This window comes from Amycolatopsis sp. NPDC000009 (assembly GCF_055563465.1).
Genome location: NZ_JBVHDI010000006.1, coordinates 332764 through 347461 on the forward strand (window position 1 = coordinate 332764; position 14698 = coordinate 347461).

The following is a 14698-nucleotide window of genomic DNA, read 5'->3' on the forward strand; positions in this document are numbered from 1 at the left end:
CTCCGCGCGACTGATTGGATTTCAGAGTGACCGCATCATCGTGGCTGCTGGTGGCTTTTCCCGCCCTCGGCGCCCTTATCCTTCTGCTGGCAGGCAAGCGGGCCAGGGGCTGGGGACACCTCCTCGGCAGTGCGACCGTCTCACTGTCCTTCGTGTACGGCCTGTTGCTGTTCTTCACGGCCGACACGAAGGCCACCGCGGACGTCAAACTGTTCTCGTGGATCCCGGTTTCGGCGCTGCAGGTCGACTTCGGGCTCCGGATCGACGCGCTCTCGCTGACGTTCGTGCTGCTGATCACCGGCGTCGGCATGCTGATCCACTTCTACTCGATCGGCTACATGGCCGAGGACCGCGACCGGTCGAGGTTCTTCGCGTACCTCAACCTGTTCGTCGCCTCGATGCTGATCCTGGTACTGGGTAACAGCTTCGTGACGCTGTACCTCGGCTGGGAAGGCGTGGGTCTCGCCTCGTACCTGCTCATCGGCTGGTACCAGGACCGCCCGTCCGCGGCCACCGCGGCGAAGAAGGCGTTCCTGATGAACCGCGTCGGTGACGTCGGGCTCGCGCTGGCGATCTTCCTGATGTTCAAGTACGTCGGGAGCACCGGCTACGCCGAGGTCTTCGGCGCCGTCGGCCAGATCCCGACCGGCGCGGTCACCGCGATCGCGATCCTGCTGCTGCTGGGTGCCTGCGGTAAGTCCGGTCAGTTCCCGCTGCAGGCTTGGCTTCCCGACGCGATGGAGGGCCCGACCCCGGTCTCGGCCCTCATCCACGCGGCGACGATGGTCACCGCAGGCGTCTACCTGATCGCCCGCGCGCACGAGATCTTCAATGCCACCGGGGACGGCCGCCTGATCGTCACCCTCGTCGGTACGGTCACGCTCCTGATCGGGTGCATCATCGGCTGCGCCTACGACGACATCAAGAAGGTCCTGGCGTACTCCACGGTCAGCCAGATCGGGTACATGATGCTCGCCGTCGGTCTCGGGCCGATCGCTTACGCGCTCGGCATCATGCACCTGGTGGCGCACGGTTTCTTCAAGGCAGGGCTGTTCCTCGGGGCCGGTTCGGTCATGCACGCCATGAACGACGAGGTCGACATGCGGAAGTACGGCGGGCTGCGCAAGCACATGCCGGTCACCTTCTGGACCTTCGCGCTCGGCTACCTGGCGCTGATCGGCATCCCGCCGCTCTCGGGCTTCTTCACCAAGGACGCGATCATCGAAGCGGCGCTGAGCCAGGGCGGCTGGCGCGGCTGGGTGATGGGCGGCGCGGCACTGCTCGGCGCCGGGCTCACCGCGTTCTACATGACGCGCCTGATGGTGATGACCTTCTTCGGCAAGGAACGCTGGAAGGAGATCAAGTCCAGCGACGGCCGCGACTTCCACCCGCACGAAAGCCCCGCGGTGATGAAGTGGCCGATGATCATCCTGGCGATCGGCTCGATCGGCGCCGGTGCGTTCTTCGCCCTCGGCGACCGGTTCGCCGAATGGCTTTCGCCGGTGGTCGGCCCGCTCGAAGAGGGTGGCCACAGCGTCATCCCGCACGCGCTGGTCCCGATCCTCACCGTGGCGCTGTCCGTGCTCGGCGCGGCGGCGGCGTGGCTCTTCGTCGGCCGTAAGGACGTTCCGGTGGAACGCCCCGAGCGGGTCTCCGCCGTGGTCAAGGCCGCGCGCAACGACCTGTACGGCAACACCCTGAACGAGACGCTGGTCGCCCGCCCTGGCACCTGGCTCGCCCGCGCGCTGGTCTACGTGGACAACCGCGGGGTCGACGGCGCGGTCAACGGCCTCGCCGCCGGGCTCGGTGGCGGATCCGGGCGCCTGCGCCGCCTGCAGACCGGCTTCGTCCGCTCGTACGCACTGTCCATGCTGGGCGGCACATTCCTGCTTCTGGCGGCACTCCTGCTGGTGAGGTTCTCCTGATGACCTGGGTACTCGCATCCATCCTGCTGCCGCTCGCCGGCGCCGCGGTCGTCGCGGGGATGAAGAAGAACGACAGGCTGGCGACGCTCACCGCGCTCGTGGTGTCGATCCTGACGTTCCTGCTGGTGATCCCGATGTGGGCGAGCTACACGCCCACCGGGGACCGGATCCAGCAGAAGTCCTCGATGGACTGGATCCCGAACTTCGGCATCCACATCTCGTTCGGCATCGACGGCATCGCGCTGGTGATGATCGCGGTCATCGGCCTGCTGGTGCCGATCGTGGTCGGCGCGCTGGGCCTCACCGACAAGCTCCCGGCCGGGCGCTCGGCGGGCGGGTTCCTGTCGCTGATCCTGGTGCAGGAGGCGCTGACCATCGCGGTGTTCGCCGCGACCGACGTCTTCCTGTTCTACGTGCTGTTCGAGATCATGCTGATCCCGATGTACTTCCTGATCGGCGGCTACGGCGGCGCGAACCGGCAGTACGCGGCGGTCAAGTTCTTCCTGTACTCGTTCCTCGGTGGCCTGATCATGCTGGCCTCGGCCATCGGGGCGTACTCGATGGCGTCGGACGAACTCGGCAAGGGCACCTTCGACTGGGAAACGCTCGTCACGGTGGTCCGTGATGCACCGCTGGGCACTCAGATCTGGCTCTTCATCGGGTTCTTCCTCGCCTTCGCGATCAAGGCCCCTTTGGTGCCGTTCCACACCTGGCTGCCGGACGCCGCGGGCCAGGCGCCCATCGGCGTCGCGGTCCTGCTGGTCGGCGTGCTGGACAAGGTCGGCACGTTCGGGTTCCTGCGCTACTGCCTCCCGATGTTCCCCGACGCCAGCAAGGAACTCGCGCCGTGGGTGCTGGTGCTCGCCGTCGCCGGTGTCCTTTACGGCTCGATCCTCGCGGCCGGGCAGCGCGACATGAAGCGCTTCATCGCCTACGTGTCGATCGCCCACTTCGGGTTCATCGCGCTGGGGATCTTCACCTTCAACGAGCAGGCGATGGTCGGCTCGGTGTCGTACATGCTGAACCACAGCCTCGCCACCGGCATGCTGATCGTGGTCGTCGGCCTGATCGTGATGCGCGGCGGGTCCACGCGGATCTCCGACTACGGCGGCATGGCGAAGGTGACCCCGCTGCTCGGCGGGATGCTGCTCATCGCCGGTCTGTCCACTTTGTCCCTGCCCGGCACGAACTCCTTCATCAGTGAGTTCCTGGTGCTGCTGGGGTCCTTTGTGGACTACCCGGTGTACACGATCATCGCGACGGTCGGCATGGTGCTGGCCGCGGCGTACGTGCTCTGGCTCTACCAGCGCGTCATGCAGGGCCCCGTCCGCGGTGACGCCCTGATGGCCGCGGGTGGCGGACCGGGTACGGCCATCGCCCCCGAACTCGGGGCGACCAAAGCCATCAAGGACCTCGGCGGCAAGGAGATCGCGATCCTGGCGCCGATGGTCGTGCTGATCATCGCGCTCGGGTTCTACCCCAAGCCGGTGCTCGACACGATCACCCCGTCGGTGCAGGCGACGATGTCGTCCGTGCAGGGAGGCAAGTAAACCGTGCTCTTCTTGACTCAGGCGCCACTGGTGCAGGTGCCGTCGATCGACTACTTCGCCGTCACGCCGATCCTGATCATCCTCGGGGCCGCGTGTGTCAGCGTGCTGTTCGAAGCCTTCCTGCCCAAGCACATGCGGTGGCCCTCGCAGGTCTTCCTGTCCCTGGTCGGGATCGGCGCGGCCGGCGTCTTCCTCGCCTGGTACGCCAGCACTTCCGCGCCGAAGAACGGTGTCACGACCTTCAGCGGCGCCATCGCCGTCGACCGGCCGTCGCTGTTCCTCTGGGGCACGCTGCTGGCGCTCGCGCTGGGCGCGCTGCTCCTGATCGCGGACCGCTCGGTCGAGCCGGGTGGCGCGTTCGTCGCGCAGGCCGGTATCCGCCCGGGCACGGTCCAGGACCGCGCGCAGGTCGGCACCACCGGCATGCAGACCGAGGTCTTCCCGCTGACGCTGTTCGCGCTCGGCGGCATGATGGCCTTCGTCGCGGCCAACGACCTGCTCACCATGTTCATCGCGCTCGAAGTGCTGAGCCTGCCGCTGTACCTCATGTGCGGTCTCGCCCGCCGTCGTCGCCTGCTCTCGCAGGAGTCCGCGGTCAAGTACTTCCTGCTCGGCGCGTTCTCGTCGGCGTTCTTCCTCTACGGTCTCGCGCTGCTCTACGGCTACGCGAACTCCGTGAAGCTGTCGGACATCGCCAACGCCGCCGCCGGCTCGGACCGTTCGGACACGCTGCTGTTCGCCGGGCTCGGGCTGCTCGCGGTCGGCCTGCTGTTCAAGGGTTCGGTCGGCCCGTTCCACACCTGGACCCCGGACGTCTACCAGGGCGCGCCGACCCCGGTCACCGCGTTCATGGGCGCCTGTACCAAGGTCGCCGCGTTCGGCGGGATCCTGCGGGTGTTCCAGGTGGCGTTCGAGTCGACGAGCTGGGAATGGCGCGGCGTGCTCTGGGGCGTCGCGATCATCTCGATGCTGATCGGCGCGGTGCTGGGTCTCACGCAAACCGACGTGAAGCGCATGATCGCCTACTCGTCCATCGCGCACGCCGGGTTCCTGCTCGTCGGTGCCATCGCGATGACCGAGGAAGGCCTGTCGAGCACGCTGTTCTACCTGCTGGCCTACGGTTTCACCACGCTCGCCGCGTTCGGTGTCGTTTCGCTGGTGCGTGACTCGAACGGTGAGGCGACGCACCTGTCCGCCTGGGCCGGGTTGGCGAAGCGGTCTCCGGTGCTGGCCGGGGTGTTCACCTTCCTGCTGCTCGCGCTGGCCGGTATCCCGCTGACCAGTGGCTTCGTCGGCAAGTTCGTGGTGTTCTCGGCGGCCCTGTCCGACGGGATGGCGCCGCTGGTCGTCGTCGCCCTGATCTTCAGCGCCGTCGCCGCGTTCTTCTACCTGCGCGTGATCGTGCTGATGTACTTCTCCGAGCCGGCGCCCGACGGGCCGACCGTCACCGTGCCCGGCGCGTTCACCACCACGGCGATCACGCTCGGCGTCATCGTCACGCTGGTGCTCGGGCTGCTCCCGGCGTTCGCCCTCGACTGGGCGGGCTCCGGCGGTTTCGCCCTCAAGTAGTCCCGCTTCGCGAAAGGCCCCCTCGCTGACGTGAGGGGGCTTTTTCGTGTCAGTGCGACGTCAGAGCGGTGTCAGGCCGGACCTCGATAGTTCTCTCATGACTTCCTCCTCCTGGACCGGGATGCTCCCGGTCGAAGACACCGCACTGGCCGTCACCGACACCGGCGGCGACGGCATCCCCGTCGTCTACCTCAACGGCCAGTTCGCCACGCAGGGCTACTGGCGGCGGGTCCTCGCCGACCTGGGCTCGGACTTCCGCCACATCACCTACGACGAGCGGGCCCGGGGCAAGTCTCGCCGTTCCGCTGACTATTCCTTCGAGGCCGCCGTCCGCGACGTCGACGCCGTCCTCGCGGCGCGCGAAGTGGAGCGGGCCGTCGTGGTGGGCTGGTCCTACGGCGCGGTCGTCGCGGCGCACTGGGTCGCCCGGAACCCGGAGCGGACCATCGGCTCGGTCCTGGTCGACGGTGCCTTCCCCTACGACTGGCTGGACGACGCCATGGAGCAGCGGATCCGGAAGCTGTTCAAGCGGCTCAACCTGATCATGCCGCTGCTGCGCCCGACCGGCCTGACGCCGCGGATGACCGCCGCCCAGCAGGCGGAGAGCAACATCGAACTCGGCAAGCTTTCGCGGGAAGCGGAGCTGGGCCCGGTGCTCGACCGGGTGAAGGTGCCGATGCGGTACGTGCTCGCGTCGGGAACCTCGTTCGGCAGCAAGGGGGACGAGCAGGAACAGATCCGGGCCGGGCTCGACGCGGTGACCGCCCGCAACTCGAACATCAAGGTGAGCGCGAAGGTCGAGAGCAACCACGGAGCGCTGCTGAAGAAGGACTTCCGTGCGATTTCCGCGGCTGTCCGTGAGGTCGCCCGGACCGGGGAATGACTTGCCCGAGCGCACCGGGCAGGGTGTTCGCGATGCCGAAGCCCACACCCCAGGCGCGCGCTCTCGCCGACGGACTGCGAGCCGCGCGGAAGGCCACCAGGCTGGCCGCGACCGAGGTGGCCGACAAACTGGCGTGGTCCCAGTCGACGATCAGCCGGATCGAAACCGGCGTGCGCGCGGCGTCCGCCGAGGAGGTGTCGGCGCTGCTCGCCGTCTATCAGGTCACGGGGGAGCGGCGAGAAGCGCTGCTCTCGCTGTCTCGCGACAGTGGGCCATGGTGGTTCGCCGACCTGTCCTTCCAGCGTGAAACGCTTACACAGTACGAAAAGGAGGCCACGAAGATCGTTGCTTCCGGGTCCACGCTCGTGCCCGATCTACTGCGGACTCCCGCCTACGCGCGAGCCGCGGGGTCGGGAGAACGGCGGAAACTGCCGGAACAGAAGAGGTTCGTCGCCTATATCGACGAAGCCGCGCTGCGTCGTCAGATCGGTGGCCCGCCGGTGATGGCGCAGCAGCTCCGGCATCTCGTCACGATGGCGGAGCGGCCCACCGTCGAACTCCGGGTCATCCCCTTCGCCGCCGGAGCACACCCCGGTGATGCCTACGTCTTGCTGGAATTCCGCGACGCCACACCGGTGGTGTACCTGGAACAACGGCGGTGCGGGCTGTTCCTGCACCGGCCCTGCGATGTCGAGCCCTACCTAAGGTCCACTGTGGACGCTGTCGCGCTGGATCCGGCGCGGTCGGTGCGCCTGATCGAGTCAGTGGTCGAGGCTCGCCCGCAGCGCGGCGACCTTCTGGGCCAGTAACGCGGGTTCGCCGGGCAGGACGGTGATGTACTGGTTCCGGGGAGAGCCGCTCACGTGCATGGCCACCCGGCCGGCGTCGAGGTCCAAATAGGTCAGGCCGTCTGTGGCCTCGGTGCGTTTTCCCCCGTCAGGACGCATGGCCGCGGCGAAGAAACCGACACCGAAATAGGGCTGCTCGAAGACTTCGTCGAGCTGCCGCGCTTCGCGGCTTCGGGACTCGGGCTCGTCGTAGAGACCGTCCCCGCCGCTGCCGTTGAAATCGTCCTGGGGCAAGGAGAACGGGGCGAACCGCGCCGGCGGGTACTCGGGCAGGTTCAGCACGAGCGCCGCCGCGTGGTCGGCGGTCCGCACGCCCTTGAGCCACACGCGGTTTCCTTCGCAGATCGCGGTCACCGCGGCACGCCCGCGCACGGCGACGAGCACGTTGTACTGCTCGGTCTCCGTTCGCACCGTCGCGTAGTACTCGGTGTTCGGCCGGTCGAGTACGTGCAGGACGTCCTCGAAGTCACTGGTCAGCCGCTTACCCTCGGTGAAGCCGAGCGCGCCGAGCTCCTCGAACGCCGCCCTGTCCTCGCCGTTCCGCGACGACGGCGGGATGTAGCGCAGCCCGCCCGCGAAGATCAGATGCGGATCTCCGCAGCCGGCGTGACGGAACGCGGTCAACAAGGTGTCGAGCGTGATCTCGACCGGGCGCGCGAGCACCACGTGCCTCCCTCCCCTGGGACGGTGGTGCTACTTCTTCTTCTCGCCGATCACCGGCGGCATCGGCTTTTCGGTGTAGCCACCGAAGGTCTCGTCGGGATCCGGGTTCTGGAGGTACGCCGGAGCCTTCTTCTCCTTGTCCTCCTCGCCCTTTCCGCGGGCGGCTCCGGGCGCCATCGGCATCCCGTTCGCCCCGCCACGACCGCTCGAGCCTGCCGCGCCCGCCGCGCCACGACCGGCCATGCCCTCGCCGGGCATCCCGGCGCCGCTTCGGCCACCCATACCGGGCTGCTGGCCGGGCCCGCCTACTCCACCTGTCCCGCCTGGCCCGCGGAAACCGCCGCCGCCCGGCCCACCTGGTGACCTGACGCCCGAACCCGGGACCCCGGGACCGGTCGTTCCCGGGCCGTACCCGGGCGGGAAGGCGCCGGGCGTGTTGTACGTGGGGTTCGGCTTGCCGGTCGGCCCGAAGTCGGCGTTCGCCGCCGGTGGCACGACCGGAGTGGTCTGGGGCGGCGTGTACGAATTCGCGCGGGTCCCGTCGTCCGGCTGCTGATAGCCGGGATGGTGCTGACCCGGCTGGGGCCCTTGCCCAGGCTGCGGGCCGCTGTCGGCCGCGCCCGGTGCGCTCGGCCCGTTGGGGCCACTCGGCCCGCCGGGACCGCTCGGTCCGCTGGGGCCTCGGTAGGGCTCGCCGACGCCGTATTGGCGTCCGTCGGAGCCGTCGCCGAACCCCCGCGCCGCCGGCTTCCCACCGCCGCCCTCGTCCAGGCTGACGCTGCCACCGGGGTCGGTGAGCTGCGCGTACTGGGCGGGCAGCACGTCGCCGTTGGCGGTACTGGCGGAGTGGTAGCTCGAGAAGGTGTCGATGTTGTGCTGGCTGTCGGCCTGGTAACTCTGGACCTTGCTCCAGTAGCTGACCAGGCCGCCACTCATGGCAGACTTGACGTCCTCGGCCGTCGGGGCGGGCTGCTCGGGCGGAACCGGCTTGACCGAGTTCCTGGCCGTGCCGAACGCGTCCATCTGCGCGCTGATCGCCGACTGCGCCACGGCCACATGCATGGTGTCATCCATGGCGGCTTCGACGAGAGGCTTGGTTGCGGCAACGGCCGCATCGCTGGCACCGCCTTGCCAGCCGCTGGCGGTCTTCTGGCTGAGGGTTGTGATCCTCTGTATGCGCTCCTGATGCCGGGAGGCCAGGCTCAAGGCACCCGCTTGTGCCCTGGACAGCGAGTCGGTGCCTTCACCGGTGGTCACCATTTCGTAGATCTGGCTTGCTGTGAGCGGTCCAGCCGTCATCAGTTGCCCCCGCGAATGGTGGCCAGGACCCTGACCGCGGCTTCACGGGCAGCGTCGCACGGATCCTTCGTGCCGATGTTCGCCGATGACTGCAGCATGGGGATGCCAATCGTCTGGGTGTCGCTGATTCCGAGCGCTACTGAGCACTCGCCTTCAGCACGTTTGTCTTTGTCGCCGTAGGCAGTTACCGGATAGCCCTCAATCGCTTCCAATGGTTCAAGTAGCTGATAGGTCGTGCCCTTGGCCGCGTAGAAGGCAGCGGTACCGCTGTCCGGAATGTCGGGGAAGATCACGTCGATCCGGGGCCTCGTGGTGGAGGGGATGGACCACCTGCAGGCAGGGCCCGCCAAACCCGCCCGCGGAGCGGTCTCGGTGTTGGGGCCGAGGAGCTCTTCGACCTGGTTTTTGGCGAGAGTGGTGCAGGGGTCCTGTTTGAACCGGGTCACATCGATCGGGTGCTCAACCTTGGGAACGCCGGGGGGCGGGCTTGCCGAGGGCGACGAGCTCGGACTGGTCCCGCCACTAGAGGGTTCGGGGGAACCCTTCTGCGGGGTGGAGCAAGCACCAAGAACGAGGGCGGCCAGAGTGACGATGATGATGGTGCGTCGCATCAGAGGATGCCTTTCGGCTGTTGGTTGACGGCGGAGGCGGCACGCTCGTCTTCTGACGCGTATTTGCCGAGGGCAGCGACGTACTTGGCGGCCATGTTCTCGCAGTAGGCAACACGCTGGTCCAGCGCTTCCATGAGGGCTCTGCCGGATTGCCGTGTGATCTCGGCGTTGTCCCCGCTCGCGTACTCCCGTCCCGGAGGCTGGGCCACGGCGATCAGTTCTGCATCGAAACGGTCGTCCTGGTACTCCTTGGCCAGGTCGGTCCACTCTTTCACCAGTTCGTGGAGGGTCGCCTCGTCGTACTTGAACCCCGCGCCCTGTGCGACAGGCGTCCCGTAGGAACCCCCGCTGGGCCGGAAGCGGTCGACCTCGCTCCAACGCAACCCCGGCTCATAGGTCGGCGAACCCTCAGGCACGGCCATGCACCCCCATGGCGCCGAACCGTTCCCCGCTGAATGGCCGAAGCCGCCCCGAAGTCACCGTCGTCATATGCCCCTCCCGTGGCTACAAGGCGCGTGTCCCCGATGCACCCTGCGTAATCCGACGCCGGGAAGATTACCAGGGTTCCCCGCGTGGTGAACCCGCCTGCATAAAGTCCCGCTCCACGCTGAATAGCCTCCGCGATCATGGTGACTATCCGTGAAAATCAATCGTGTGAACCTGCCCTGGAAAACTGGGTTCCACCTGGTGAGCTACCCGGCGAATTCGCACACTCTGTGTAATGAAGTTTGGAAGAGTGATTCTCGGCGCAGTACTCCTCGGGCTGGTGGCGGCTTGTACGGATTCCGTGGATACGGCCCCGCCGCCACCGCAGTTTCCGAAATGGCAGCCGAAGCAACCACGGCCGACGGACCGTGACGAACAGGCTGTCGACGAGGCGCTGGCCGCTCTCGACTTCTGCGAGCTGATCGACCTGGCCGTCTACGACCGCAGGAAGGGCGGCGATACGCGGACTGTGACGCGCGAGCCCAAGGTGAAACACGGCAGGAAGACGTGCACCCTTTTCCGCGCTGGCTACGAGGACCTCGTCTACGTCCGGGACGTGGATCCGGCCCACACGGCGCTCCGCAACGACGGAGCCGTCGTCGACCTCGGCGGCGTGAAGGCCTACCAGGTCGAAACCCGCCGCGAGGGCTCCGTCGACGGCTGCGCGATCACCGTGCCGGTCAGCTTCCAGCGCGCGGTCAAGTTCGAGCTGGGGATCCTGAGCCGGAGCAAGGACTGCGGACTCCTCCGCGACTTCGCCACCGCCGGGGCCGCGAAGCTGCCCCGCGACCTCGTCTACCCGCCGGACGGTCAGGACAGCGCCCGGGTCGGCGCCTGCGCGAACTGGGTTTCCACCAGCAAGGGCGAGACCTGCGATCCGGCGGTCGAGGCTCAGGTGCCCGCGGGTGCCGAGATGATCCTGGCCGCCGGTGCGGCTGACCCGAACGTCGAATGCGCGGTGTTCCGGGATGCGGTCGCGAAGGCCTTCGGGCCGGAGTTCGAGCCGATCGCGACGCCGGGCGCCTGCTACTTCGTCGAACCACGCCATCGGGTGCAGATCGAGGTCGGGGCCACGGCGAACGGCGGACCGCCTGGTGAGTGGCACGCCGACCCGAACGGCACGTTCAAGGACCATCGCCGGCACTCGTTCAGCGGGAATCCGGGAGTCACCCTTCGCAACAAGGGCGAGAGCGATTTCCTCATGTACGTCTCGCCGTTCGGGAATCTCGGCTCGCGCGGGCACGTCCGGCTGCTGATTTCGTCGCAGCGGGAGCGGGGGATCGACGATTGGACACGGTCCAGGGCGCTCCCGGCCGTGGAGGTCGCCAAGGCGCACGCCGTGATGGAGCTCGTGATGGTGACCCACTTTCGGGGGCCCAGGTGACGTCCGCGTCGTCGTAAATGTCCGCGATAGCGGAGCCTTCGGCCAGGCGGGTTCACGCGTATGGTCCCTTTCCGGCCACATCTCGGCTCCGCCAACAGGCATTAAGCTTTCTCCATGTACATCGAGCGGGTCCGGCTGGAGAACATCCGCGGCTTCAGCGGCGCCCGCGCCGTCGACCTCAAGCTTCCCGGCCCGGGCTGGGTGGTGCTCGCCGGGCGCAACGGTTCCGGCAAGACCTCGCTGCTGCGCGCCATCGCGGTCGCGGCGGCGCCCGACGTCGCCTGGGGGCTGCTGTCGGACGCCGGCAGCTGGATCTCGAACGATCAGACGTCCGGGTCGATCGAGCTGTCGGTGATGCGCGAAGAGGGCCCGGCACCGGTCGAGGTCCGCTGGCTCGACTCCGGCCTGCTGCCGATCTCCGGACTTCCGCCCGGCCAGCCGTTCTGCGCGGCGTACGGGCCGTTCCGGCGGCTCGCGGGCGGGAGCGGTGAGGCCGAGTCGTGGATGCGCGGCGCGGGATCGCTGGCGCGGATGGCCAGCCTGTTCCACGAAGACGCCTCTCTCGCCGAGGGCGTCACCTGGCTGATCAACCAGCATCTCCGTGCCCTGGAAGGAAAAGCGGGCGCTCGCGAGCTGAAGGACGCGGCGCTGGAGATCCTCGGCGACGGCCTCCTGCCCGGTGGCTACCGGATCCGGGACGTCGATTCGGACGGGCTCTGGGTCGAGTACCGGGGCGATCGCTTCCCGCTGCGCGAGATGAGCGACGGCTACCGCACGGTGACCGCGCTCGTGGTCGACCTGCTCAAACAACTCGACAGCGCGGGCCTCGACCACGAGAGCCCCGGTGTCGTGATCATCGACGAGGTGGACGCGCATCTCCACGTGTCGTGGCAGAAACGCATGGGATCGTGGTTCAAGGCGCATTTCCCGCGGATCCAGTTCATCGTCACCACGCACAGCCCGTACGTCTGCCAGGCCGCCGACCCGGGTGGCCTCATCCGGCTTTCGGGTCCCGACGAGGACGTCCCGCCGCGTGTGGTCTCCGAGGAGCTGTACGAGCGGGTCGTGTTCGGCTCCGGCGACGACGCCGTGCTCTCCGACCTTTTCGGCCTGGACACGCCTTATTCGCCGCAGGCGGTCGAACTGCGGGAGCATCTGGCCGAGCTCGAGTTCCAGGTGGCTTCCGGTCGCGCGGACGCGAACGGCGTCCGGGAATGGGAACGCCTGCGGGGCATGCTGAGCAGTTCGCCGCCGAGCCGGGTCGACGAGGTGGCCAGGCGGTTCGAGGCCGACGATCGGTGATCGCGATCCGCCGGGTCGCGCTGCCGGAGCGGGTGGTGACCGATCTCGAAGAGCTGACGGCGCGGATCCCACCCGGTGACACGAAAGAAGCCCGGCGGCTTTGGCGGGTTTCGCGCGCTGTACGGCGTTCTCTGCGGGCGGGCCTGGACGTGATGGCCGCCGGCCGCGGCTACTGCATGTACTGCGGCGACGGCCTCGGGTCCACTGTGGACCATTTCGAGCCGATCGCGCGGAATCCGGGGCGCGCGTTCGACTGGCTCAACCACGTCCTCGCCTGCGAGTACTGCAACAGCCACCACAAACGCGACCTCTTCCCGGTGGACGAAGACGGCGGCAGCCTGCTCATCGACCCGACCGCCGAAGACCCGCTGGAGCACCTGTTCCTGGTGCTGTCGATCGGGACCTACCGCGCGCTGAGCGAAAAGGGCGAGCAGACCATCAAGGTGTGCGGGCTGAACCGCGCGCAACTGGCGCGGGGGCGGGAAACGGCGGTCAACCAGGTGAGCGCGCTCGTCATGGGCTGGTGGGCCGCGCGCGAGCTGGGCGACGACGGGAAGCGGCGCGCGATGGTCTGGACCCTGCTCGACCAGCCGCATGCGGACGTCCTGCACGCGATGCTCCGGCAGGCGGGGATGCCGGGAGCCCGAGCCGTGTTCCGCGCGGACGACGAGCTCATCGACCTGCTTCGCGCCCCGGAACTCGCCGAGGACCTTCAGCTCTCCGGCGGCGCCGTGTAGGCGGCCAAGGTGGCGTCGGCGCGGGTGCGGGCGGTGGCCGCGTCCGTCCCGTTGGCGACGTCGGCCTCGTACCAGGCCTCGTTGCTCAGCGACATGAACCGCACGCCTTCTTCGCTGGTCATCCAGGCCATCGCCGCCTCGGGATCGGCGGCTTCGCCGGATTCGAGGTGGAGCGCGAGCCCGTTCAGCATCATGTCCCAGCCGATGCCCACCGCGCCCGGCCCGAACTGGTTCCAGTGCTCGTTCGGCACCGCGGTGTGGTCGAGTTCGAACCGGGTGCGCCCGTCGGCTTCGGGGCTCAGCCGGAGCTCGATCCAGCTGACGTCGCCGCCGTACTCCCAGGTCGCCGCGAAACTCTTCGGCGGATCGCAGCGCTCGACCGTGCCGCCGGCGTTGCCTTCGAGCTGGTACTTGCCGCCGACGCGCAGATCGCCGCTGATCGGCAGGAACCAGCGCGGGATGCGCTCGGGATTGGTGCAGGCGTCCCAGAGATCGTCGAGGCCGGTGTCGTAGACCTGGCTGACGGTGGCCGTCACCGCCTCGCCCGCTTCGACCACGCGCTTGCCCAGCCTGCGCTGGACGGAGTTGATCTGGCTGGTCACGTCGACCATCGGTGCCCTCCTCGGCTCGGCTGCCGACAAGGTATCAGCCTTGGCTTATATAAGCCAGAATGGGAAAGGGGCGCCCGGTGGATCCCGGACGCCCCTTTCCCGGCGGGATGGCTTACGGAGTGGGGGAGCAGGCCGTGCGGCCGACGACCACTTCACCGGTGATGTTCGAGCCCGGGGCGAACTTGATCCGCAGCATGGTCAGCCCGATGCTGCCGTCGCCCGGCAACGTCTGCTCGTTGAAGATCGCTTCGGCGAGCAGGGTGCCGTTGGATTTGGTGATCGGCTTGACGTAGCCGGCCGGCACCGGCGACGGCAGGGTGCCGAGCCCGGTCGCGCCGCCATAGGTCCAGCTCGCGTTGGTGCTGGTCTGGGTCGCCGTGCAGCTGACCGAGTAGGACCTGATCTTGATCCGCGGCCCGCTCGACGAGACCAGCGCCGACAGCTCGAAGTTCTGCCCCTTGGCCTCCGACTTCGTCGTGGTCACGTCGTTCTCGGGGTCGACGACGGTGGTCGTGCACGTCGACGTGCCGCCACCGAACGTGACCCCGGTCCTGGTCACGACCCCGGACGAGTTGCTCGTCGGTCCCTCGACCGCGCATTCGGCGAGCGAGGCGATCGAGATCGGCGCCGAGGTCCCCTTGGTGAAGGCGGCGGAGCCGAGTGAGGCCACGCCCGCGGGGTTCGACGCGGCCGCCGGGGTCACCCCGGCACCGAGACCTGCCAGCAGCAGGGCACCGACAAGGCCTGCCCGGCTTGCGATGGTGATGCGCATTCCACGTCCTCCTCACGTGACGGAGAGCGAGCCGGTTGGCCGTTCTTCCTTTGTCATC

The 14698-nt window shown here is 68.2% G+C and carries 14 protein-coding genes; 8 read left to right on the top strand and 6 right to left on the bottom strand.

Features of this window, described 5'->3' with window-relative positions; all coding sequences use genetic code 11:
- Positions 1-26 precede the first annotated feature (26 nt).
- From nuoL to ACZ3HL_RS19665, 5 genes are all read left to right on the top strand, one after another.
- Positions 27-1925, top strand: a complete 1899-nt coding sequence (gene nuoL, locus ACZ3HL_RS19645) for an NADH-quinone oxidoreductase subunit L (RefSeq protein ID WP_465532658.1) — start codon at positions 27-29, stop codon at positions 1923-1925.
- On the top strand, positions 1925-3475 hold the full coding sequence (locus ACZ3HL_RS19650; protein WP_465415577.1) for an NADH-quinone oxidoreductase subunit M: 1551 nt from the start codon (positions 1925-1927) through the stop codon (positions 3473-3475). The genes nuoL and ACZ3HL_RS19650 overlap by 1 nt, the downstream gene beginning before the upstream one ends.
- Before the next feature lie 3 nt (positions 3476-3478).
- Complete coding sequence (gene nuoN / locus ACZ3HL_RS19655; protein ID WP_465415574.1) at positions 3479-5044, top strand: NADH-quinone oxidoreductase subunit NuoN; 1566 nt, start codon at positions 3479-3481, stop codon at positions 5042-5044.
- A gap of 97 nt (positions 5045-5141) precedes the next feature.
- Positions 5142-5927, top strand: coding sequence for an alpha/beta fold hydrolase (locus ACZ3HL_RS19660; RefSeq protein ID WP_465532660.1), 786 nt, complete (start codon positions 5142-5144; stop codon positions 5925-5927).
- Positions 5928-5959: 32 nt separating this feature from the next.
- Positions 5960-6736 carry a helix-turn-helix domain-containing protein gene (locus ACZ3HL_RS19665; protein ID WP_465532662.1) on the top strand — a complete coding sequence of 259 codons (777 nt, stop codon included), beginning with the start codon at positions 5960-5962 and terminating at the stop codon, positions 6734-6736.
- On the opposite strand, the gene ACZ3HL_RS19670 is transcribed toward ACZ3HL_RS19665, so the two are convergent.
- Genes ACZ3HL_RS19670 through ACZ3HL_RS19685 form a run of 4 tightly spaced genes read right to left on the bottom strand, consistent with a single transcriptional unit; the run spans position 6689 to position 9770 of the window.
- Positions 6689-7441 carry an ESX secretion-associated protein EspG gene (locus ACZ3HL_RS19670; protein WP_465415568.1) on the bottom strand — a complete coding sequence of 251 codons (753 nt, stop codon included), beginning with the start codon at positions 7439-7441 and terminating at the stop codon, positions 6689-6691. The genes ACZ3HL_RS19665 and ACZ3HL_RS19670 overlap by 48 nt on opposite strands.
- 27 nt (positions 7442-7468) lie before the next feature.
- A complete protein-coding gene (locus ACZ3HL_RS19675) occupies positions 7469-8737 on the bottom strand; it encodes a PPE domain-containing protein (protein WP_465532664.1) in 1269 nt (422 codons plus the stop codon).
- Positions 8737-9348: a DUF3558 domain-containing protein gene (locus ACZ3HL_RS19680; protein WP_465532666.1), complete on the bottom strand. Its 612-nt coding sequence runs from the start codon at positions 9346-9348 to the stop codon at positions 8737-8739. Before ACZ3HL_RS19680 ends, ACZ3HL_RS19675 begins: the two co-directional genes overlap by 1 nt.
- Positions 9348-9770: a hypothetical protein gene (locus ACZ3HL_RS19685; protein ID WP_126733259.1), complete on the bottom strand. Its 423-nt coding sequence runs from the start codon at positions 9768-9770 to the stop codon at positions 9348-9350. The genes ACZ3HL_RS19680 and ACZ3HL_RS19685 overlap by 1 nt, the downstream gene beginning before the upstream one ends.
- Positions 9771-10069: 299 nt before the next feature.
- Between ACZ3HL_RS19685 and ACZ3HL_RS19690 the strand changes: the two genes are divergently transcribed.
- The 3 genes from ACZ3HL_RS19690 to ACZ3HL_RS19700 all read left to right on the top strand — a co-directional run bounded on the left by ACZ3HL_RS19690 (position 10070) and on the right by ACZ3HL_RS19700 (position 13257).
- Positions 10070-11218 (top strand): hypothetical protein, encoded by a 1149-nt coding sequence (locus ACZ3HL_RS19690; protein WP_465532668.1) that lies wholly within the window; start codon positions 10070-10072, stop codon positions 11216-11218.
- Positions 11219-11332: 114 nt separating this feature from the next.
- A complete protein-coding gene (locus tag ACZ3HL_RS19695; protein WP_465415557.1) occupies positions 11333-12520 on the top strand; it encodes an AAA family ATPase in 1188 nt (395 codons plus the stop codon).
- On the top strand, positions 12517-13257 hold the full coding sequence (locus tag ACZ3HL_RS19700) for an HNH endonuclease (protein ID WP_465415555.1): 741 nt from the start codon (positions 12517-12519) through the stop codon (positions 13255-13257). The genes ACZ3HL_RS19695 and ACZ3HL_RS19700 overlap by 4 nt, the downstream gene beginning before the upstream one ends.
- On the opposite strand, the gene ACZ3HL_RS19705 is transcribed toward ACZ3HL_RS19700, so the two are convergent.
- Positions 13233-13868 (bottom strand): SRPBCC family protein, encoded by a 636-nt coding sequence (locus ACZ3HL_RS19705; protein WP_465532670.1) that lies wholly within the window; start codon positions 13866-13868, stop codon positions 13233-13235. The two genes, ACZ3HL_RS19700 and ACZ3HL_RS19705, sit on opposite strands and share 25 nt — an antisense overlap.
- Positions 13869-13980: 112 nt before the next feature.
- Positions 13981-14640 carry a hypothetical protein gene (locus ACZ3HL_RS19710; RefSeq protein ID WP_465532672.1) on the bottom strand — a complete coding sequence of 220 codons (660 nt, stop codon included), beginning with the start codon at positions 14638-14640 and terminating at the stop codon, positions 13981-13983.
- Positions 14641-14698 lie beyond the last annotated feature (58 nt).